At 67.3% G+C, this 18734-nt stretch carries 18 protein-coding genes and 1 pseudogene; 9 read left to right on the top strand and 10 right to left on the bottom strand.

Going from position 1 to position 18734, the window contains the following annotated elements; all coding sequences use genetic code 11:
• Window positions 1–152 precede the first annotated feature (152 nt).
• From CK944_RS12720 to CK944_RS12705, 4 genes are all read left to right on the top strand, one after another.
• Window positions 153–1532, top strand: a complete 1380-nt coding sequence (locus CK944_RS12720) for an SLC13 family permease (protein WP_103173492.1) — start codon at window positions 153–155, stop codon at window positions 1530–1532.
• 30 nt (window positions 1533–1562) lie between these two features.
• On the top strand, window positions 1563–2942 hold the full coding sequence (locus CK944_RS12715) for a malonyl-CoA decarboxylase (RefSeq protein WP_103173440.1): 1380 nt from the start codon (window positions 1563–1565) through the stop codon (window positions 2940–2942).
• Complete coding sequence (locus CK944_RS12710; protein WP_103173439.1) at window positions 2939–4450, top strand: malonyl-CoA synthase; 1512 nt, start codon at window positions 2939–2941, stop codon at window positions 4448–4450. Before CK944_RS12715 ends, CK944_RS12710 begins: the two co-directional genes overlap by 4 nt.
• Window positions 4451–4583: 133 nt before the next feature.
• Window positions 4584–5240, top strand: a complete 657-nt coding sequence (locus CK944_RS12705) for a metal-binding protein ZinT (RefSeq protein WP_103173491.1) — start codon at window positions 4584–4586, stop codon at window positions 5238–5240.
• Between the two features lie 28 nt (window positions 5241–5268).
• On the opposite strand, the gene CK944_RS12700 is transcribed toward CK944_RS12705, so the two are convergent.
• Window positions 5269–6852, bottom strand: a complete 1584-nt coding sequence (locus CK944_RS12700; RefSeq protein ID WP_103173438.1) for a glucan biosynthesis protein — start codon at window positions 6850–6852, stop codon at window positions 5269–5271.
• A 430-nt stretch (window positions 6853–7282) separates the two neighbouring features.
• Between CK944_RS12700 and CK944_RS12695 the strand changes: the two are divergent.
• Window positions 7283–8310: pseudogene (locus CK944_RS12695) on the top strand (endonuclease/exonuclease/phosphatase family protein).
• Between the two features lie 290 nt (window positions 8311–8600).
• Here the strand turns inward: CK944_RS12695 and CK944_RS12690 are convergent.
• Genes CK944_RS12690 through fliL form a run of 9 tightly spaced genes read right to left on the bottom strand, consistent with a single transcriptional unit; the run spans window position 8601 to window position 15392 of the window.
• Window positions 8601–8972 carry a hypothetical protein gene (locus CK944_RS12690; protein ID WP_103173437.1) on the bottom strand — a complete coding sequence of 124 codons (372 nt, stop codon included), beginning with the start codon at window positions 8970–8972 and terminating at the stop codon, window positions 8601–8603.
• Window positions 8973–8979: 7 nt separating this feature from the next.
• Complete coding sequence (flhB, locus tag CK944_RS12685; RefSeq protein WP_103173436.1) at window positions 8980–10041, bottom strand: flagellar type III secretion system protein FlhB; 1062 nt, start codon at window positions 10039–10041, stop codon at window positions 8980–8982.
• Complete coding sequence (locus tag CK944_RS12680) at window positions 10038–10793, bottom strand: flagellar biosynthetic protein FliR (RefSeq protein WP_103173435.1); 756 nt, start codon at window positions 10791–10793, stop codon at window positions 10038–10040. The genes flhB and CK944_RS12680 overlap by 4 nt, the downstream gene beginning before the upstream one ends.
• Window positions 10793–12877, bottom strand: coding sequence for a flagellar biosynthesis protein FlhA (locus CK944_RS12675; RefSeq protein ID WP_103173434.1), 2085 nt, complete (start codon window positions 12875–12877; stop codon window positions 10793–10795). Before CK944_RS12675 ends, CK944_RS12680 begins: the two co-directional genes overlap by 1 nt.
• A complete protein-coding gene (locus CK944_RS12670) occupies window positions 12874–13152 on the bottom strand; it encodes a hypothetical protein (RefSeq protein WP_103173433.1) in 279 nt (92 codons plus the stop codon). Before CK944_RS12670 ends, CK944_RS12675 begins: the two co-directional genes overlap by 4 nt.
• On the bottom strand, window positions 13152–14018 hold the full coding sequence (gene motA, locus CK944_RS12665; protein ID WP_103173432.1) for a flagellar motor stator protein MotA: 867 nt from the start codon (window positions 14016–14018) through the stop codon (window positions 13152–13154). The genes CK944_RS12670 and motA overlap by 1 nt, the downstream gene beginning before the upstream one ends.
• 12 nt (window positions 14019–14030) lie before the next feature.
• Complete coding sequence (locus CK944_RS12660; RefSeq protein ID WP_103173431.1) at window positions 14031–14573, bottom strand: MotE family protein; 543 nt, start codon at window positions 14571–14573, stop codon at window positions 14031–14033.
• Window positions 14566–14931 (bottom strand): hypothetical protein, encoded by a 366-nt coding sequence (locus CK944_RS12655; protein ID WP_103173430.1) that lies wholly within the window; start codon window positions 14929–14931, stop codon window positions 14566–14568. Before CK944_RS12655 ends, CK944_RS12660 begins: the two co-directional genes overlap by 8 nt.
• Entirely contained in the window at window positions 14928–15392 is a 465-nt protein-coding gene (gene fliL / locus CK944_RS12650) for a flagellar basal body-associated protein FliL (RefSeq protein WP_103173429.1), read from the bottom strand. Before fliL ends, CK944_RS12655 begins: the two co-directional genes overlap by 4 nt.
• A gap of 118 nt (window positions 15393–15510) precedes the next feature.
• On the opposite strand from fliL, the gene fliF reads away from it, so the two are divergent.
• From fliF to fliP, 4 genes are read left to right on the top strand one after another with little or no spacing between them, the layout of a single operon-like run.
• On the top strand, window positions 15511–17079 hold the full coding sequence (fliF, locus tag CK944_RS12645; protein WP_103173428.1) for a flagellar basal-body MS-ring/collar protein FliF: 1569 nt from the start codon (window positions 15511–15513) through the stop codon (window positions 17077–17079).
• Window positions 17076–17642 (top strand): hypothetical protein, encoded by a 567-nt coding sequence (locus CK944_RS12640; RefSeq protein WP_103173427.1) that lies wholly within the window; start codon window positions 17076–17078, stop codon window positions 17640–17642. Before fliF ends, CK944_RS12640 begins: the two co-directional genes overlap by 4 nt.
• Window positions 17630–17887 (top strand): FliM/FliN family flagellar motor C-terminal domain-containing protein, encoded by a 258-nt coding sequence (locus tag CK944_RS12635; RefSeq protein ID WP_103173426.1) that lies wholly within the window; start codon window positions 17630–17632, stop codon window positions 17885–17887. Before CK944_RS12640 ends, CK944_RS12635 begins: the two co-directional genes overlap by 13 nt.
• Window positions 17884–18603, top strand: a complete 720-nt coding sequence (gene fliP, locus CK944_RS12630) for a flagellar type III secretion system pore protein FliP (protein WP_103173490.1) — start codon at window positions 17884–17886, stop codon at window positions 18601–18603. The genes CK944_RS12635 and fliP overlap by 4 nt, the downstream gene beginning before the upstream one ends.
• Window positions 18604–18734 lie beyond the last annotated feature (131 nt).

Raw genomic sequence — 18734 nt, 5'->3', positions numbered from 1 at the left:
GCCTCCTTGCCGGCTCAGCCTAGCAAACAAGCACGAAACATTCATCATCCATTCTGTTATATACATCACACCTGCGTGGGCGTATAACGTCGTTAATCCGAGGATTCGTGTGGAGGCGGATCCCCAAGTTCATGCAGGAAGGGGAGAACCGCATGACACCACATCTGATTTCCATCTATGCCTTGGTCCTGATGTTCGTCGTGGCGACCATCTGGCCGATCAACATGGGCGTTCTGGCCTTTGTCGGGGCCTTTCTGGTCGGCACGCTGCTGGCCGCGCAAACGACCAAGGACATCCTTGCGGGCTTTCCCAGCGGGCTGTTCCTGACCCTTGTGGGCATCACCTGGCTGTTCGCCCTGGCGCAGAACAACGGCACGATCGACTGGCTGGTGCGCATGGCGGTGCGCGCGGTCAAGGGCCGCATCGGGGCGATTCCCTGGATCATGTTCGGCATTTCCGCGCTGCTGACCGCCGTGGGCGCGGTCAGCCCCGGCGCGGTGGCGATCGTGGCGCCCATCGCGCTGGGCTTTGCCTTCCGTTACCATATCAACCCGCTGCTGATGGGCCTGATGGTCGTCCATGGCGCGCAGGCCGGGGGCTTTTCGCCCATCAGCATCTATGGCGGCATCACCAACGGCGTGGTTCAGGAGGCAGGCTTGCCCTTGTCGCCGCTGACGACCTTTGCGGCAAGCTTCTTCGTCAACGCGGCGGTGGCGGCGATCCTGTTCATGGTCCTGGGCGGGCGGGCGCTGATGACCGCCCGCGACACCATCGAGGCCATGCCTGTCCCGCATGTGGAAATCGCCCGCGCCGCCACCGGCCCGCAGATCTTCGGCGACAGCGAAGCGCAGGCCCTGACCAAGCGCGTGAGCCAGGAGGCGGGCGGCGATTCCAACCGCCTGGTGGCCGAGGTCGAGGAAGGCAACCAGCCCGACGGCACGCCCTATCAGATCTTCACGCTTCTGGGCCTTGTCCTGCTGGCGATCCTGGTGCTGGCCTTCAACCTGGACATCGGCTTTGTCGCGCTGAGCATCGGGCTGGCGTTGGCGCTGTGGAACCCGACCATGCAGAAGCGTGCCATGGCGCAGGTCGCCTGGCCGGAAATCATGCTGATCACCGGCGTCTCCACCTATGTCGCGGTGCTGCAGGAGATGGGCACCATCGACTTCGTGGGCGACAGCGTGGCCGGCATGGCCTCGCCCCTGCTGGCGGCGCTGATGCTGTTCTTCATCGGCGCGGTGGTGTCGGCCTTCGCATCCTCGACCGCAGTCCTGGGGTCGCTGATCCCGCTGGCGGTGCCGTTCCTGCAAGGGGAAAGCGGCGTGGGCGCCGTCGGCTTCATCGCCGGGATGGCGGTTGCGTCCACCATCGTCGATGTCAGCCCGTTTTCCACCAATGGCGCCCTGGTGCTGGCGAATGCGCATGGCGTGGACAAGCAGGCCTTCTTCCGCAAGCTGCTGAACTATGGCGCCATCGTCACCGTGGTGGCGCCCGTGGTGCTGTGGCTGATCTTCGTCGTGCTGCCGGGCTGATCCCCCGGCACCCTTGAAAGGAGAGAACGCGTGACCAGGACCGTGCAGACCCCCCGGACGACCCGCTTCGGCGACCTGTTCGACATGCTGACCGACCGCGGCCGCGCCCTGTTGCGCTGGCGCGACCCGGCGGGGCGGGTGACCGCGCCCCCCGGCCTGCCCGAGATGGGCGAGTTGCTGCTGTCGCGCCGGGGCGAGGCGTCGGGCGTGGCCCTGGCCCGCGCCCTGGTCACCGCCTTCGAGGACGCGGACGAGGCCCGGCGCCTGGAGTTCCTGGCGACCCTGGCCGACCGCTTCGGTCCCGATCCCAAGGCCATCGGCAAGGCGCTGGAGGACATGCAGCGCGATCCCGGATCGGCCGAGGCGATCGAGGCGCTGCACATCGCCTCGGAGCCCCGCCGGCAGGAACTGCTGCGCCGCCTGAACCTGGCGCCCGGCGGCACCGCGGCCCTGGTGCGGATGCGAGAGGAACTGCTGCGCCACCTGAAGGACAACCCCGCCCTGCGCCGCGTGGACAGCGATTTTTCGCATCTGTTCGCGTCCTGGTTCAACCGGGGTTTCCTGGTGCTGCGCCATATCGACTGGAACACGCCTGCCGCGATCCTGGAAAAGATCATCCGCTATGAAGCCGTCCATGCGATCCAGAACTGGGACGACCTGCGCAACCGCCTGCAACCGACCGACCGGCGCTGCTATGGCTTCTTCCACCCGCAGCTGGTCGATGAACCGCTGATCTTCGTCGAGGTGGCGCTGACCCGCGCGATCCCCGACACCGTGGCGCCGCTGCTGGATCTGGACCGTACGCCCATCGACGCGGACGGTGCCACCACGGCGGTGTTCTATTCCATCTCGAACACGCAGAAGGGACTGGCGGGGGTGTCCTTCGGCAACTTCCTGATCAAGCAGGTGGTCGAGGAGCTGAAGGCCGAACTGCCCGACATCCAGACCTTCGTCACCCTGTCGCCGGTGCCGGGCTTCGCCGCCTGGCTGGCCCGAGAGCGCGAGGACGGAAAGATGCTGGACGACGATCTGCGCGCGGCCCTGAAGCCCCTGGACCAGCCGGGCTGGCATGTGGACCGGGACACGGCAGAGGCCCTGCGCGAGCCGCTGCTGGCTGCGGCCGCCGTCTATTTCCTGCAGGCCCGCGATGCCAAGGGCCGGGCGGTCGATCCCGTCGCGCGGTTCCACCTGGGCAACGGCGCCTGCCTGGAACGGCTGAACTTCGGGGGCGACGTCTCGGCCAACGGCCTTCGGCAATCGCATGGATTGATGGTCAATTACCTGTACGATCCCGACCGGATCGAGTCCAACCACGAAGCCTTTGCCGAACGCACCGAAATCGCCGCATCCGACGCGGTCCGCCGCCACCTGCCCGCCGGGCAGGCCACCACCAGGAAGGAAAAGCCATGAACGCCAACCTGTTCGACATTCTGGAAACCGGCATCACCGATCCCGATGCCACCGCCATCGAGACGGCCGGGGGCGAGCGCATCAGCTATGGCGATCTGGTCGCGCGCACCGGCCGGATGGCCAATGCGCTTGCGGGCCTGGGGGTGAAGCCCGGCGACCGCGTGGCGGCGCAGGTCGAAAAGTCGGTCCAGGCGATCATCCTTTATCTGGCGACGGTGCGTGCCGGTGCGGTCTTCCTGCCGCTGAACACGGGTTATACGCCGTCCGAAATCGACTATTTCATCGGCGACGCCACGCCCGCGATCCTTGTCAGCGACCCGGCCAGGGCCGACGCCCTGTCGGATGCGGCGGCGCGGGCGGGCGCGCGACTCATGACTCTGGACGCGAATGGGCAGGGCAGCCTGACGGATGCCGCGGCAGACCAGCCGGCCGATTTCGCCACCGTCGCGCGCGGTTCGGACGACCTTGCCGCGCTGCTCTACACGTCGGGGACGACGGGGCGCAGCAAGGGGGCGATGCTGACGCATGGCAATCTGGTGTCCAACAGCATGGCCCTGCGGAATGCCTGGCGTTACACCGCGCAGGACGTGCTGATCCACGCGCTGCCGATCTTTCACACGCATGGCCTGTTCGTCGCCACCAACGTGACGCTGTTTTCCGGCGCCAGCATGATCTTCCTGCCGAAGTTCGACCCCGACCGGATCATCGCGCTGATGGACCGGGCGACGGTGCTGATGGGCGTGCCGACCTTCTATGTCCGCCTGCTGGGGGACGACCGGCTGAACCGCGACACCACCGCCCCCATGCGCCTGTTCATTTCCGGCAGCGCGCCGCTTCTGGCGGAAACGCATCGCGAATGGCAGGCCCGCACCGGCCACGCGATCCTGGAACGCTACGGGATGACGGAAACCAACATGAACACGTCCAACCCCTATGACGGCGACCGGATTGCCGGGACCGTGGGGATGCCCCTGCCGGGGGTCGAGATCATTGTGACCGATCCCGAAACCGGCGCCGAACTGCCCGGGGGCCAGATCGGCATGATCGAGGTGCGCGGCCCCAACGTCTTCAAGGGCTATTGGCAGATGCCCGAAAAGACCGCGGCCGAACTGCGCGGCAACGGCTTCTTCATCACCGGCGACCTGGGGAAATTCGACGAGCGTGGCTATCTGCACATCGTCGGGCGCGGCAAGGACCTGATCATCACCGGCGGCTACAACGTCTATCCAAAGGAGATCGAGTCCGAGATCGACGCCCTTCCCGGCGTTGTCGAATCCGCGGTGATCGGCCTGCCGCACCGCGATTTCGGCGAAGGGGTGACGGCAGTGATCGTCCCCAGCGCCCGGGACGCCACCGACGAAGGCAAGATCCTGGCAGCGCTTGACGGGCGGCTGGCCAAGTTCAAGCAGCCCAAGCGGGTGCTGTTCGTGGACGAACTGCCGCGCAACACCATGGGCAAGGTGCAGAAGAACCTGCTGCGCGATCAGTTCGCCGACCTGTATCGCTGAACGGACTCCGGCATCATGGCACGGGGCGGGCGCGGCTCGCCCCGTTTTCCATTCAGTGCTTTCTTTTTCTTGTCAGCTGGTCCATCTGCGTCTAATGACACGTAATAACATATCATTTTGTGGAGCGAGAATGATGGATCAATCCTGGCAAATGGCGGCGGCGGCCTTGGTGGCTGCGCTTGCCTTGGGTACCCCGGCAGCGGCGCATGATCACAAGGACGGCCATGCCCATGCCCACGATCACTCCCATGCGGACAAAGCGGTCCAAGACGGCTATTTCGACGACGCGCAGGTGCGGGATCGTCCCCTATCCGACTGGGAAGGGAACTGGCAGTCGGTCCATCCCTATCTGGCGGACGGCACGCTGGATCCGGTGATGGCGCACAAGGCCGAACACGGCGACAAGACCGCTGCCGAATATCGCACTTATTACGAAGTGGGCTACCGGACGGATGTGGACCGTATCGACATCGACGGGAACATCGTCACCTTCCATCGGGGCGGCAATTCCGTCCAAGGCCGCTATCAGGCCGACGGGCACGAGATCCTGACCTATGCCAAGGGCAATCGCGGCGTCCGCTTCATCTTTGAAAAGGTTCAGGGCGACGAGGCCGCGCCGCAGTTCATCCAGTTCAGCGATCACCGTATCGCGCCCGAGGCGTCCGATCATTTCCACCTGTATTGGGGCGACGACCGCGCCGCCCTGCTAGCCGAGGTGACGAACTGGCCTACCTTCTATCCTGCCGCCTTGGACGGCCAAGGCATCGTGGCGGAAATGCTGGCGCATTGATGGCGTAGGGTGCGTGACATCACGCACCCTAGGGCGCGCGGGCAAGCAGGTCGCGAAGTTGCGACGGGAACAGTTGCAGGATCAGCGTTTCCGTCATGGCCGTGCCCTTGTGATCCACATAGGCGCGCAGGTCGATGGGGGCATCACTCGTGTCAGCGAAGGACAGGTCGAATAGGGCGCGCCAGTGATCGGTGCCCACCACCGGATAGACGGCGGTATTCGACACCTGCGCCTGTGCCGTCGAGACGGCGATGGACAGCCCGTCATCGCGGGACAGGCCCGCAAGGTTTTGCCCCGCGAAGTCGCAGACGACCTTGACCACGCCCTTGGGCCGGGGCTGGCCCGGCACCCCGCCCGCGCCGAGGCGGGTGGCGGTGAAATGAGCGATGGCGCTGGTGGCCGGGTTGTCGCGGACCCAGTCCAGGCGATAGGCGAAATCGTGTCGCTGGCCCCTGGCCGTCGGCGCGGCGGGCTGCCAGAAGGCCACGATGTTGTCATGGATCTCGTCATCGGTGCGCAGTTCGGTCAGCACGACGGATCCGTCGCCCCAATCGCCCCTGGGCGTGATCCAGGCGCTTGCGCGGCGGTCGTAGAAGACGCCGTCGTCCTGGTATTGCGCGAAATCGCGTTCCCGCTGCATCAGGCCGAAGCCCCGGACCCCGGGCGCGGCAAAGCTGTTCACCATCGTTCCGGGCGGGTTGTTCAGGGGCCGCCAGATGCGTTCGCCATTGCCTGCCAGGATCTCCAGCCCGTCGGAATCATGCACCTCGGGCCGCCAGTCGGGCGAGACATGGGGCGTGTTCTTGCCGAACCAGAACATCGAGGTCAGCGGCGCGATGCCCAGGCGGTCCACCGCATCGCGCAGGAAGACCGTCGCGGTGATGTCCTGGACCACGCCGTCGCCGCGGCGCGATTCGATGCGATAGGCGCCGGTCGCGCGCGGGCTGTCCAGCAGCGCATAGGTGGTCAGGTCGCCGTTTTCCGCAGGTTCCAGCCAGAAGCGGGTGAACAGGGGAAATTCCTCGGGTCCATCGGGGATCGCCGTGTCGATGGCCAGGCCCCGCGCCGACAACCCGAACTGCCCGCTGTATCCCGAGGTGCGCCAGTAGGATGCCCCCAGGAAGGCCATCCAGTCGATTTCCGTCCGGGCGTCCTGCACCCGAAACCCCGCGAATCCCTTGGTGCGCGTCAACTGGCGGGCCGGGTTGCCTTCGGGAATGTCGAACAGGTCCAGCGAGAAGGGAACCTCGGTCGCCATGCCGTCCTCGACCGTGAAGATCCGCACGGGGTTGCGGAAATACATGCCGGGAAAGAACGCCTGCACGGGCGAGGTATTCCCCTGGCTCCGCCACAGGCTGCGCTCGGGACGGAAACGGACCTGGTTATGGCGGTCGTAATCCACCTGGTCCAGGATCTCGGGATCGGCGATCTCCTCGGGGGCATGGAGTCTTTGGGCCATGTCGCGGGCCATGTCCCGCAGCCAGTCAAGGGAAAAGGGCTGGCTGTCGCCCGCCGCGCCCTGTGCCAGCGCCAGATGCGGAAGCAGGAAGAAGGCCCCGCTGCCCAGGGCGGCTTGCAGGATATGGCGGCGGCTCAGGTGGTCGGTCGGCATGGAAACCCGGATGAGAAATCGTTGCGCGGCATCACATGTTTGCTTCCGGCGCAAATGCAAGTGCAGGCCGAATGGTCGGCGATCCCTTGCCGCCGAATTGCCCGACCCGTGCCATCGGGGGACACGTATCGCCGGCGGCCTTTTGCGTTACCGAATGAAGTCAGCGCCATTCGATTGGTTCAGGCGCCTGTCTTCGACCACCCGCCGGTTGATGCCCAAAGCTGCTGAACGGGGCAAAGGCCGACGGGTCGATCTTGTCGTTGCCATGTTCGAGATCGGTGATTCGGTCGCTGCCGCCGTCGCCGGCTTAGTTGGGCGACAGGCTGCGCGACCCGGCGCGCGATCTTCTGCGCCGGGCTGATCCCCTGCCAAAGGGCTTGGCAGCCTGCATGACCCATGCGACATCTGCCGCATGGGACGTTTTGTCTGGATGATTTGCCTTCTTCTGGCCGCGCCCGCGGCTGCCGAGGGGCTGCGCGTGGCGACCTATGATCCCGCCCTGACGCGCAAGGGACCGGGCCTGCTGTTGCGCGACATCCGGCGCGAGGATCCGCAGGTGCTGGCGGCGGCCGAGGTGATCGCGGCGGCGGCGCCCGACGTGATCCTGCTGACCGGCATCCACTGGGATCACGACGGCCTGGCCCTTGCGGCCTTTGCCCAGGTCCTCGGGCAGGCCGGCCACCCGATGCCCCACAACTTCGCCGCCCGTCCGAACAGCGGAATGCCGACCGGCCTTGACCTGGACGGCGATGGCCGGACCGGGGGGCGGGCGATGCGCAGGGTTTCGGCCAGTTCACGGGGCAAAATGCCATGGCCGTCCTGTCGCGCCTGCCGCTGGGCCAGGTGACGGATCATACCGCGGCCCTGTGGCGCGACCTGCCGGGCAACCTGATGCCCCCCGCGGCGCCCGATGATCAGCGCCTGTCGTCCACGGCGCATTGGGACGTCCCGGTTCTGACCGACGCGGGTCCGCTGCACCTGCTGGCCTGGTCGGCGACCCCGCCGGTCTTCGACGGGCCCGAGGATCTGAACGGCCGCCGCAACCATGACGAGGCGGCCTTCTGGCTGCACCATCTGCCACGCGCGCCCTTTGTGCTGCTGGGTAATCCGAACCTGGACATCGTCGATGGCGAAGGGCGGGCGCAGGCCATGACCGCGCTGCTGGACCACGCCCAGGATCCGCAACCCAGGGGGACGTTCCAGCCGGAACAGACGGGGGCCAATGCGGGGCAGGGCGGCGATCCCGCCCTGGACACGGCGGTCTATGATCCCGCCGGACCGGGCAACCTGCGGGTCGATTATGCCTGGCCTGCCAGGGGGCTGCGGATCATCGACAGCGGCGTGGTCTGGCCTGCGCCCGGCGAAGCCCTGGCAGCGGCGGTCGAGGTCGCGTCCAATCACCGGCTGGTCTGGGTGGACATCGACCTGGATTCGATGGCGGCCCAAGCCCGTCGGTGACCTGCGGCGGGAATATGGACCCGCCAAAGCGGCTCGGGATCGGGTCGGCAGCATTCCGTCAGGAATGGGCGAGAGATGCAAATCCCGGCCGCGGCAATACCGCCCGCTTCAGGTATTGCATGGAACGCCGGCGATCGTCACGAAGGTCCGGTTTGTGCGGGTCGAACCTCAGGATCCTTCTGCCATAGGGATCTTGCCGTTGCGCAGTCTTCAGGCCGCACCTCCCTGGTCCGCTGGGTAAGTTTCCCCCGCCATCCTGGGTGCAAGAGCCGCCCCGCGACATCAGGCGATCAATACTTCGGTGCCTTTTCATCCGCGCGTCGCTGTTCCGACAGGTTCAGCAGCACCTCGGCCCGGCCGAATTCGCGGGCGGCGTCGCGGCGGGCGGCCTCGAACCGGGGCTGCATCCGGGCAACCTCGGCCTCGGCCTGGCGCAGTTCGCGCGCGCTGCGACCCGCCTGGGCGTTGGCGATGCGAGCCTCGGCCACGGACAGGGGGGCGCCGCTGCGATAGCTTTGGTCAAGGGCGGTGCGCATCGCCTCGGCGTGGCTTTGCGTCTGCTTCATGTGCAGGCTGAAGGCCGCGAACCGCTTCAACTCGCGTTCCGCCTTGATGCGGGCGATCCGTTCCAGTTGCGCCAGCTTGTCGCTTTCCCGTGTCATCCGGCCCTCACCACCCCGCCCTTGCCTTTTCGCGCATCTTTTCGGCGAAGCGGATCGCGGCGGCGACGGCGGCGAACTGTTCGCGGCGGATTTCCTGGCCGATCTCGACGGTGGCGTGGATCGCCCGCGCGCAGGGCGGGTCCGAAAAGATCGGCACCTTGCCCTCGCGCGCGCGTTCGCGGATCCGGGCCGCGACCTCGTCCGTGCCCTTGGCCAGGCACACCGGCGCCCGCCCGCTGCCACGTTTCCATTCCAGGGCCACGGCGTAATGGGTCGGGTTCACGATCACCACGTCGGCTTTGGCGACATCGGCCAGCATCTGGTTGGTGGCGATATCCACCGCGCGCTGGCGGCGGGCGGCCTTGAAATGCGGATCGCCTTCCGAATCCTTGTATTCGTCTTCCATTTCCTTGCGGCTCATGCGGTTCTTGCGGCGGTGGTCGAACCATTGCCAGCCCATGTCCAGGCCCGCGAACAGGACCGAGATCGCCAGCGCCAGGGCCAGCACCCGCCCCAGCAGCACGCCCAGATCGGCGATCCAGCGGTCCCCTGCCAGCGGGCTTGCCGCAAGGTGGCCCATAAGGTTCCGGAACAGGAACCAGCCGCCCACGCCCACAAGCGTCACCTTGCCCAGCGAGATGCCGAAGTTCACCAGTCCCGACTTGCCGAATTTCTGCGCCGCCGTCTTCATCGGGTTGATGCGGTTCAGATCGAAAGCCAGCTTCGTTGGCGCAAAGACCAGCCCCCGCCCGCCGATCAGCGCCACCACGATCACCAGCGACGGCACGGCGGCCAGCCCCAGCACCGCCCAGCCGGCATATTGGCCCAGGGCCACGGCCACTGCCCCCGTCGTGCCGGGCGTCCAGCCTTCGGACCCCAGGGCACGCGTCGCCATCGTCATCCAGGCCTTGACGGCAAAGCCCGCACCCACCGCGAAGGCAATCCAGGCCCCAAGATACATCGCCGCCACGTTCAACTCGGCCGAACGGGGGATGTCGCCCTTTACGCGGGCACGGCGAAGCTTCTGTTCGGAGGCCTCGAAGGGCTTGTCGTCGCTCTCCTCGCTCATGGCGCACCCGGCAGCATGTAACCCAGGACGGCATCGGCCCACAGCCCGATCAGAACGGGCGCCAGCAACGCTAGGGCCGCCAGGGCCAGCATGATCGCGGCGGGCGAGCCGATGAAGATCACCGGCAGGGAGGGCATGACGCGGTTGATGACGCCGGACAGCGCCTGGAACATGAAGCCGCCCAGCGTGAAGGGCGCGGCCAAAAGCATGGCGATCCAGAAGCTGCGGGCCACCAGGCGGATCGCCTCGGCGGCAAGGCCGTCCGCGTCGGGCCAGCCGCCGGGGGGCCAGATCGCCAGGCTGTCGGCCATCAGCTGCACCAGCATCACCGGAAGGCCCAGCACCATCAGCACCGCAAGCCCGGCCAGATGGACCAGGTTGCCGATCGGATGGGGCGCGGCCTCGTTCTGGCCGCCGACCAGTTGCGAAAGCGATGCCGTGGCCGCGATGGCCGATGTCGCGATGTCCAGCGACAGCGCCAGCAGCCGCAGGCCCATGCCGGCGGCCAGCCCGATCAGCGTTTCGCCCGCCGCCTGCCCCAGCGTCGCCAGGGTGTCGCCCGGGGCGGGAACCGGCGGTATCAGCCCCGCCAGCATCGGTGTCACGGCCATGGCGGCCGCGGCGCGGACGCGGACCGGGATCACCCGTTCCCCCAGGCCCGGCAGGACCAGGACAAGGGCCTGCACGCGCAGATAGACCAGCACCCAGGTCCAGCTGAGGCCCGGCAGCAACTGGGACAGTTGGTCCCACATCAGCCGACCTCGATGGTGCCGACAAGGCGCAGTTCGGCGCCGGGGTCGATTTCCTCCAGCCCCAGGACCGGCATGGCGATGCCGTTCGATCCCAGAACCGCCCGCAGCATCCGGCGGCGATGATCGGGGGCCACCAGCACCGTCTGCAAGGCCGGCTCGACCGCCGCCATGGCACGGCGCGCGGCTTCCAGCAGCTTGCGCGACAAGGCGGGCGTGATCGCCCCGCCACCCGCGCGGCCGGTCTCGGCATCGGCGCGGACGAACTCGGCCTCCCATGCCGGATGCAGTTGCAGGGCCGAGACGGCGCCCGCCGGGTCGCTGTATTGCTGGGTAATCTGGCCGCGCAGCCGCTTGCGGACCAGTTCATAGACCGTCTCGATCGAATCGATGGCCCGGAATTCGGCCATGGCATCCACGATCAGCGGCAGGTTCCGGATCGAGACCTTTTCGTCCAGAAGCGCGCGCAACACCGCCAGAAGCGTCTCGGGCGAGACCTTGTCGGGGATCATGCCGTCGAAATAGCGCCGGTTGCGTTCGGCCCGCGCGGGATCGGACAGGGACTTCAATTCCTCGATCTGGCGCTGCATGGCGCCAAGGGTCAGCAGCGCCGAAAGGTTGGCCTTCACGACCTCCATCAGATGCGTGGACAGAACCTCCATGGGGGTGACGACGGTTGCCCCCTGGGTCGCCGCCTCGTCCTGACTGTCGCGGTCGATCCAGCGCGCGGGGCTGAGATAGACCGGCTCGCGCACCGGGTCCCCTTGCAGGCCCTGCAGCACATGATCGGGTCCAAGCGCAAGGATCGCGCCCGGACGCAGGCTGCCGCGCCCGCGCACGACGCCGTGGATGCGGATCTGATAATCGCCCGGATGAAGGTCGTCGGTGTCGGTGATGCGCACATCGGGAAGGATCAGCCCATAGGCGCGGACGATATGGATCCGCAGGTTGGTGATCCGGCTGCCAAGGCCGCGCGCCTGATCGAGCGAGATCAGCACCAGCTCGCTGCCGATCTCGACGCTGATCTCGTCTGTGTCCAGAACGTCGCCGATCCGGGCGGCGTGGCGGGGGGCCGTGGTATCCGCTTGGGGTTCCGGCAGGGCCGGAGGGATCGTGCCCTTTCGGTAAAGCCGCCAGCCGCCGAAAGCCAAGGCGCCCGCGATGGCCAGGAACAGCAGGCGCGGCATTCCCGGAACGAAGGACATCAGCAGCATCGCGGCGGCGACCACGGCGGCGGGCTGCCAGCCGCGGATCAGCTGATGCGACAGCATCCGCGCGGTCGTGTCGGTGGCCCCGCCCCGCGACAACAGCAGGGCCGCCGCCATCGAGGTGATGACGGCGGGGATCTGGCTGACCAGCCCGTCGCCGATGGTCAGGTGGGAATAGGTCGCCATCGCCTCGCCCACGGGCATTCCATGCGCCACGATGCCGATCCCCAGGCCCACCAGCAGGTTGACCAGAGTGATGACGATGCCCGCGACCGCGTCGCCCTTGACGAATTTGGACGCGCCGTCCAGCGAGCCGAAGAAGTTGATCTCCTGCTGGTCGCGCGCCCGGCGGGCCTTGGCCTCCTGGTGGTCGATGGCGCCGGCGTTGAGATCCGCGTCGATGGCCAGCTGCTTGCCCGGCAGCGAATCCAGCGCAAAGCGCGCCGCGACCTCGGCCATGCGGCCAGAACCCTTGGTGATCACGATGAAGTTCACGATCGAGATGACGGCAAAGACCGTCAGCCCGACCATCAGCGAGCCGCCTGCGACGAAGCTGGCAAAGCCGTTGATGATATGGCCCGCCGCATCCGTGCCGGTATGGCCCTCGGTCAGAATCAGTCGGGTGGAGGACACGTTCAGCGACAGCCGGATCACCAGTGTCACCAGCAGCAGCATCGGGAAGGCCTGGAAGTCGGTCGGCCGGTCCACCAGCGAGGCCATGACAAGGATCAGCGTCGCCGCCGCGATGGACAGCGCGATGCCGAAGTCCAGGACCGAGGACGGCAGCGGAATGACCATCGACAGGACGATCACCACCAGACCGCCCGTGACCAGGACCGAGGTGTCGATGGATTTCAGGCGGCTGCTGGCGCTGCTCATGGCGCGGCTTCCTGGACAGGCGCGGGATCCAGGATATCAGGCAGCGCCCAGGCGTCGCTGGTCAGCAGGCCTGACCGGCGCAGGAAGACCAGCGCCTGCAGCCGTGCCTCGGGCGGCATCCGCATCAGCCGCGCGCGATAATCGGGGGGCAGGGCCTCGCCCTCCAGAAGCCAGTCCGTCGCGTCATCGGCCAGGGCCGCGGCATCGGGCAGCAGGGCCGGTTCAGCCGGGGCGCTGCCTGACAGCGCGATCACCATCACCATCGCCCCGATCATCACGCCGCCTTCTTGAGATCGCGCAGCGCGGCCTCCAGCGTGTTGAAGCTGGGCCGGACGTGATCGGGCACGGTTTGGCGGCCGACCTCGACGCACAGGTTGGTGGCGTGCTGGTGCAGGCCTGCGATCAGCACCGACTTGATCACGTCGAAGAAGGCCAGATCCTGCTTGAGGACGCCGCCCAGTCGCCCCGCCAGGGGGGCCACGAAGCCATAGGCCAGGAACACCCCCAGGAAGGTGCCGACCAGGGCGCCGCCGATCATGCCCCCCAGCACGGCGGGGGGCTGGTCGATGGCGCTCATGGTCTTGATCACGCCCAGGACCGCCGCCACGATGCCAAGAGCGGGCAGGGCGTCGGCCATGCTTTGCAGCGCGTGGGGGACATGCATCGCGTCCTCGCGCAGGCCGGCCAGACGGCGCGACAGCATGTCCTCGACCTGGTAGGGATCGTCATAGTTCAGGCTGGCCGACCGCAGCGTGTCCGCGATCAGCGAGACGACCTCGTGATCGGCCAGAAGCCGGGGATAGGCGGTGAAGATGGACGATTCCGTCGGATTCTCGATGTGCTGTTCCAGGGCCACTGGGTTTTCGCGCGCGATCTTCAGAAGCTGGAACATCAGGCACAGCACGTCCTGATGGTCGGATTCGGTCCATTTCGGCCCCTTGAAGGCCTGGATGATCCCTTTCGGGGTATGTTTCAGCGTGTGGCTGTCATTGGTCAGCAGATAGGATCCGATGGCCGCCCCCCCGATCATCATCATCTCGAAGGGCAGGGAATGGGTGATCACGCCCATCTTGCCCCCGGCCAGGATATAGCCGCCAAAGACCATGGCGAAGGTGACGACGATGCCGACGATGCCGAACATGGGCTTTCTCTCCTAGTCGTTCTGGACGCTGCGCGCGCCCATCTGGGCGGTCAGCAGCGCGGCCTGGCGCGGCTCGACCGAGGCGATGATGCGGGCGCCCGTTTCGGGCTGGACGCGCATCAGGATCTCGGCTGCGAAATCGGGGGGCAGGTTGGTCAGGACCGCGGCGGCCTCGGCGGGCTTCATCTGGTCATAGACGGCGACAAGGCGGTCGATGTCCTGGCGCACGGCCTCGGACGCGGTGTCGCGGCGCGACTGGATGCCGGATTTCTGCTGGCGAAGCTCGGTGGCGCGGGCCTTCAGGGCGGCTTCCGCGGTGGCGATCTCGGCCTTGCGGGTGTCCAGCGCCTCCATGTAGCGCTCGATCCGCAGGGCGCGATCGCGCAGTTCGGTGGCCAGGGCCACGGCTTCCGGGACATCGGTGCAGCCTTGCAGCAGGTCCCCCGAACTGGCCGAGGCCGCGAAGAACCGCGACAGATCCCCCGCCTGCCAGATGGCCGCGCCCGCAGGCACCGCAAAGGCCAGCGTCAGCATCATCAGCGCGGATCTACGCATCGGCGGCCACCACGCGCTTGCGCAGCCGGCGCATCGGGATGACCGGGGCCGGCGCCGACACGGGCGACTGCGCCTGGGCCTGGGTGATCTTCTGGCGCAGATCCCACAGGGCACGTTCCTTGCGGGCCGAAACGATCTCTCGCGACAGGGCCTCGGCGGCGGCGGCGGCCTCGGTCTTGGCGTCGCGGACGGCGCTGTCCAGCCGGTCGACCTCGGCCGCCATGACCGCGATCGCGCCGCCCAGGCCGGTTTCCAGGTCGTTGAGCCGCCGCAGCCTGCGCGACAGGATCATGCAGAAGGCGCCAAGCCCCAGCGATGCCGCCAGAAGCGCGGCTTGAAAGGCATGTTCCAGTATCATTTGAAGCGAAACTCCGTAATCAGCAGGTCCTTGATCGCCTCGGTTCCGAGGACATAGCGGGATCGGGTCAGCAGTTCGGCGCGGATGATCTCCAGCACGCCGCGCTTGTCATAGGCGGCGGGGTCGATCCCGGAGAGAAAGCTCGTGAAGGCGTCCGACACGCGCGGCATCAGATGCGCCACCTGGGCCTGATGGGCGCTGTCGGTCTCGATGCTGGCCGAAAGGACCAGGCTCTGGCCCGATCCGCCGGGGATCTTCAGGTCGATGGCGGGAACGGGCACGAAGACCACAGCGGGAAGGGCGGGCGCTTCCTCTTTCGGGGCAAGGATCGCTGCGGGCGACCACAGCCCCAGATAGGTCGAGGCGAAGCCGCCGCCCGCCAGAACCGCGGCCGCCAGGATCGGGATCAGCTTCTTCTTGCCGGACGGCTTGGCGGCGGGGTCGATGGTCGCATCGGTCATGGTGATTCTCCGTCGTGACAAGACGGAATTAGCACCCCGCGACTAACCAAATCTTAACGACGCCCATGCGATCACCATCGGGACAAGGGAACCTGACGCTGATTCGAAAGGGCCGGTTTTGCAAAAATTGCAGGACTATTGGACAGAGCGAAGCTCTCAACAGAAAGCCGTCCTGGTGGCGGCGTTTCTGGCGACATTCATGGCCATCGCGGGCTTTGCCTGGATGGCCAACCGCCCCTCGATGAGCCTGCTTTACGGGGGCCTCGATTCGGCCCAGGCGGGCGAGGTGGTGGCGGGGATCGAACGGGCCGGCGTGGCCTACGAGGTGCGCGGCGATTCGATCTGGGTCGATGCCGCCAGCCGCGACAAGCTGCGGATGGATCTGGCGGCGCAGGGCCTGCCCGCCGCCGGCGGCGCGGGTTACGAACTGCTGGACGGCATGTCGGGCTTTGGCACCACCTCGCAGATGTTCGACGCCGCCTATTGGCGCGCGAAGGAGGGCGAACTGGCCCGGACGATCCTGGCGCTTCCCAACGTCAAGACCGCGCGTGTCCACCTGGCGATCGAAACCGGGCGGGGTTATCGCCGCGACGGGCAGGGCAGCGCGTCCGTGACCATCGCCACGAACGGCCAGGCCATCAGCCGAGAGCAGGCGGCGGCGCTGAAATACCTCATTTCCTCGGGTGTGCCGGGGATGGCGCCGGAAGCGGTGACGGTTATCGACACCCGCAACGGCATCGTCGCCGCCGGCGAGGACGAGGCGGGCGCAGACCGCGCGGCCGAGATGAAGCGCAATGTCGAACGCATCCTCGAACCGCATGTCGGCATCGGCAATGCCATCGTGGAACTGAACCTGGACGTCGTCACCGAAACCGAGTTGCTGACCGAGCAGCGTTTCGACCCCGACAGCCGCGCGCTGATTTCCCAGGTGACCGAGGAAACCACCGACCAAAGCAACTCGACCGGCACGGGCGCGGTGACTGCGGCCTCGAACCTGCCCGACGGCGATGGAGGGGGGGGCGACCGGTCCGAGGCCAATCGCCAGGAAACCCGCCAGCAGGCGAATTACGAAGTGACCCGCGTCACCCGCGAAGTGTCCCGCCAGCCCGGATCGACGCGGCGGCTGACCGTGGCGGTGCTGGTCAACGGCGTGGCCGCCGAAAACGCCCGGGGCGAAACCCAGATGGTGCCACGGCCGCAGGCGGAACTGGACGTGCTGCGCGAACTTGTCGCCTCGGCCGTGGGCTATGACGAGACGCGGGGCGACCAGATCACCGTCAAGTCGCTGCCCTTCACCGGCCTGGGCGAAGGCGGAACGGCGGCCGCGCCGGGCTGGATGGACCGGCTGGAACTGAACGGCCTCGCACGGATCGCGTTGATCGGTCTCTTTGCGCTGGCCCTGGTGTTCCTGGTGCTGCGCCCGATCCTGAAGGGACGCGCGCCCCGACCCGCGCTGGATGACAGCCGCCCGCTCGCCGAGGCCCCCGCCCTGACGGGAACGGTCCTGCCTGCCGCGGAGGTCATCGCGGAACCCGTCGCCCCGATCGTGCCCCCGCGCGCGCCTGAACAGCTTGCGCTGCCCCCCGGCGACCCCGTGGCCCGGCTGCGCAACATGATGAAGGAACGCCATGACGAAAGCGTCAAGATCCTGACCGGCTGGATCGACAACAAGGAGAATGCCCTTTGAGCCTCGCCGTCTTCAAACTCGAATCCTTCGGTGCGCCGGCCCAGGGGGCCTTGACCTTCGGCCGCGACGCCGTGGACCAGGCCTTTGCCGACGGGCTGGCCGAAGGCATGGCCCGCCAGCAGGACGAACAGGTCCGCACCCTGAATGCCGGGCTGGACCGGCTGGCCCGCGCCCTGGCCGATGACGAGGCGCGCCGGACCGAACTGCGCCGCGAGGCGGTCGAGGCGCTGGCGCCGATCCTGGCGCAGATCCTCGACTGCCTTGCCCCTGCGGGCGAATCGCGCCGCCTGGAAGCCGCCCTGACCGAGGAGTTGCTGCGCCTGTCCCGGTCCGCCCCGCCGCTGCGTGCTTCCATCACATGCGGGCCGTCGCTGCGCGCGATGGTGGACCGCTGCCTTGCCGAATGCGGGCTTGAGGGCATCGAGGTCACGGCTGGCGAGGCGGAGCGGATTTCGCTGTCGCTGCAGGGGGGTCGGATCGAACTGGATCCCGCAGGCGTGACACAGGACATCCGCAGGCTGGTTGCCGAAATCAACGGGGACGAGACATCATGGACGCATTGAATCATCTGATCGACACCGACGCCATCCAGGTCGAGGTGACGGTCCGGCTGGGCCGCACCCGCCAGACCGTCGCGCAGCTTTCGTCGCTGCGGGCCGACGACATCCTGCTGTTGGATCAATCCATCGACGAAGGGGTCGAGATCTGCGTGGGCGACAAGGTCATCGCACGGGGCGAACTGACCGCCGACGCCACCGCCGAGGACCGGCTTTGCGTGCGCATCCTGCCCGCGCCCGGCGCCGCATGATCCGCAGCACCGCCTTGGCGGCACTGGTGGCAATGCTGCCCGCCGCCGCCCTGGCGCAGGACGGGTTCGGACAGATCGCCCAGCAGGTGGGACAGGGCCTGGGCCAGAACGCCGTGCTGCTGGTAGGGGCGCTGACGGCGCTGTCGCTGGCGCCGGCCATCGCCATCATGGTGACCTGCTTTCCCTTCATCGTCACCGTGCTGTCGATCCTGCGCCAGTCGATCGGCCTGCAATCCTCGCCGCCCAACATGCTGATCGTCAGCCTGGCGATGTTTCTGACCTGGTTCATCATGGACCCGGTCCTGCGCGAGGCCTGGGCGGTCGCGGGCGCACCCTTGCAGGACGGCTCGATCACCCTGGGCGAGGCGATCCGGCGCGGGATCCTGCCCTTCCAGGACTTCATGGCCGCGCGCACCGATCCCGACACTTTGGCCGGCTTGGCCGAGATCGCGCCCGGCAGCGGCGACCGCAGCACGCAGCTGTCGGTGCTGATCCCGTCCTTCATGCTGTCGGAAATCCAGCGCGCCTTCGAGATCGGCTTCCTGATCGCGCTGCCCTTTCTGATCATCGATCTGGTGGTGTCGGCCGTGCTCATGTCGATGGGCATGATGATGGTGCCGCCGGTCGTGGTGTCTCTGCCTTTCAAGCTGGCCTTTTTCGTGGCCGTGGATGGCTGGTCCATGATCGCGGGGGCCTTGGTGCGCAGCTATCAATAGGTGGTCCGGGGTTGCGTGGCTACGGCGTTCCGGGCAAATCCGGGCCGGGACGTCAGGAGGCCGGGGCATGGCGGCAGGATCCAAGGAACAGCCGGGGACGCGGCCGCGGATGAGCGTGGATCTGCGCGGCA

This window comes from Paracoccus sp. SY (assembly GCF_002901215.1).
Classification (GTDB): Bacteria; Pseudomonadota; Alphaproteobacteria; order Rhodobacterales; family Rhodobacteraceae; genus Paracoccus; species Paracoccus acridae.
This window is presented reverse-complemented; position numbering and strand designations above follow the sequence as displayed.

Excerpts from the sequence above, each read along its gene's own strand:
- CK944_RS12710 (WP_103173439.1), top strand. The coding sequence starts at position 2,939 with ATGAACGCCAACCTGTTCGACATTCTGGAAACCGGCATCACCGATCCC.
- fliP (WP_103173490.1), top strand. The coding sequence starts at position 17,884 with ATGATCCGCAGCACCGCCTTGGCGGCACTGGTGGCAATGCTGCCCGCC.
- CK944_RS12680 (WP_103173435.1), bottom strand. The coding sequence starts at position 10,793 with ATGTGGGACCAACTGTCCCAGTTGCTGCCGGGCCTCAGCTGGACCTGG.
- CK944_RS12690 (WP_103173437.1), bottom strand. The coding sequence starts at position 8,972 with ATGACACGGGAAAGCGACAAGCTGGCGCAACTGGAACGGATCGCCCGC.
- CK944_RS12675 (WP_103173434.1), bottom strand. The coding sequence starts at position 12,877 with ATGAGCAGCGCCAGCAGCCGCCTGAAATCCATCGACACCTCGGTCCTG.
- fliL (WP_103173429.1), bottom strand. The coding sequence starts at position 15,392 with ATGACCGATGCGACCATCGACCCCGCCGCCAAGCCGTCCGGCAAGAAG.
- CK944_RS12660 (WP_103173431.1), bottom strand. The coding sequence starts at position 14,573 with ATGCGTAGATCCGCGCTGATGATGCTGACGCTGGCCTTTGCGGTGCCT.
- CK944_RS12655 (WP_103173430.1), bottom strand. The coding sequence starts at position 14,931 with ATGATACTGGAACATGCCTTTCAAGCCGCGCTTCTGGCGGCATCGCTG.
- CK944_RS12720 (WP_103173492.1), top strand. The coding sequence starts at position 153 with ATGACACCACATCTGATTTCCATCTATGCCTTGGTCCTGATGTTCGTC.
- CK944_RS12700 (WP_103173438.1), bottom strand. The coding sequence starts at position 6,852 with ATGCCGACCGACCACCTGAGCCGCCGCCATATCCTGCAAGCCGCCCTG.
- CK944_RS12670 (WP_103173433.1), bottom strand. The coding sequence starts at position 13,152 with ATGATCGGGGCGATGGTGATGGTGATCGCGCTGTCAGGCAGCGCCCCG.
- flhB (WP_103173436.1), bottom strand. The coding sequence starts at position 10,041 with ATGAGCGAGGAGAGCGACGACAAGCCCTTCGAGGCCTCCGAACAGAAG.
- motA (WP_103173432.1), bottom strand. The coding sequence starts at position 14,018 with ATGTTCGGCATCGTCGGCATCGTCGTCACCTTCGCCATGGTCTTTGGC.
- CK944_RS12705 (WP_103173491.1), top strand. The coding sequence starts at position 4,584 with ATGGATCAATCCTGGCAAATGGCGGCGGCGGCCTTGGTGGCTGCGCTT.
- CK944_RS12635 (WP_103173426.1), top strand. The coding sequence starts at position 17,630 with ATGGACGCATTGAATCATCTGATCGACACCGACGCCATCCAGGTCGAG.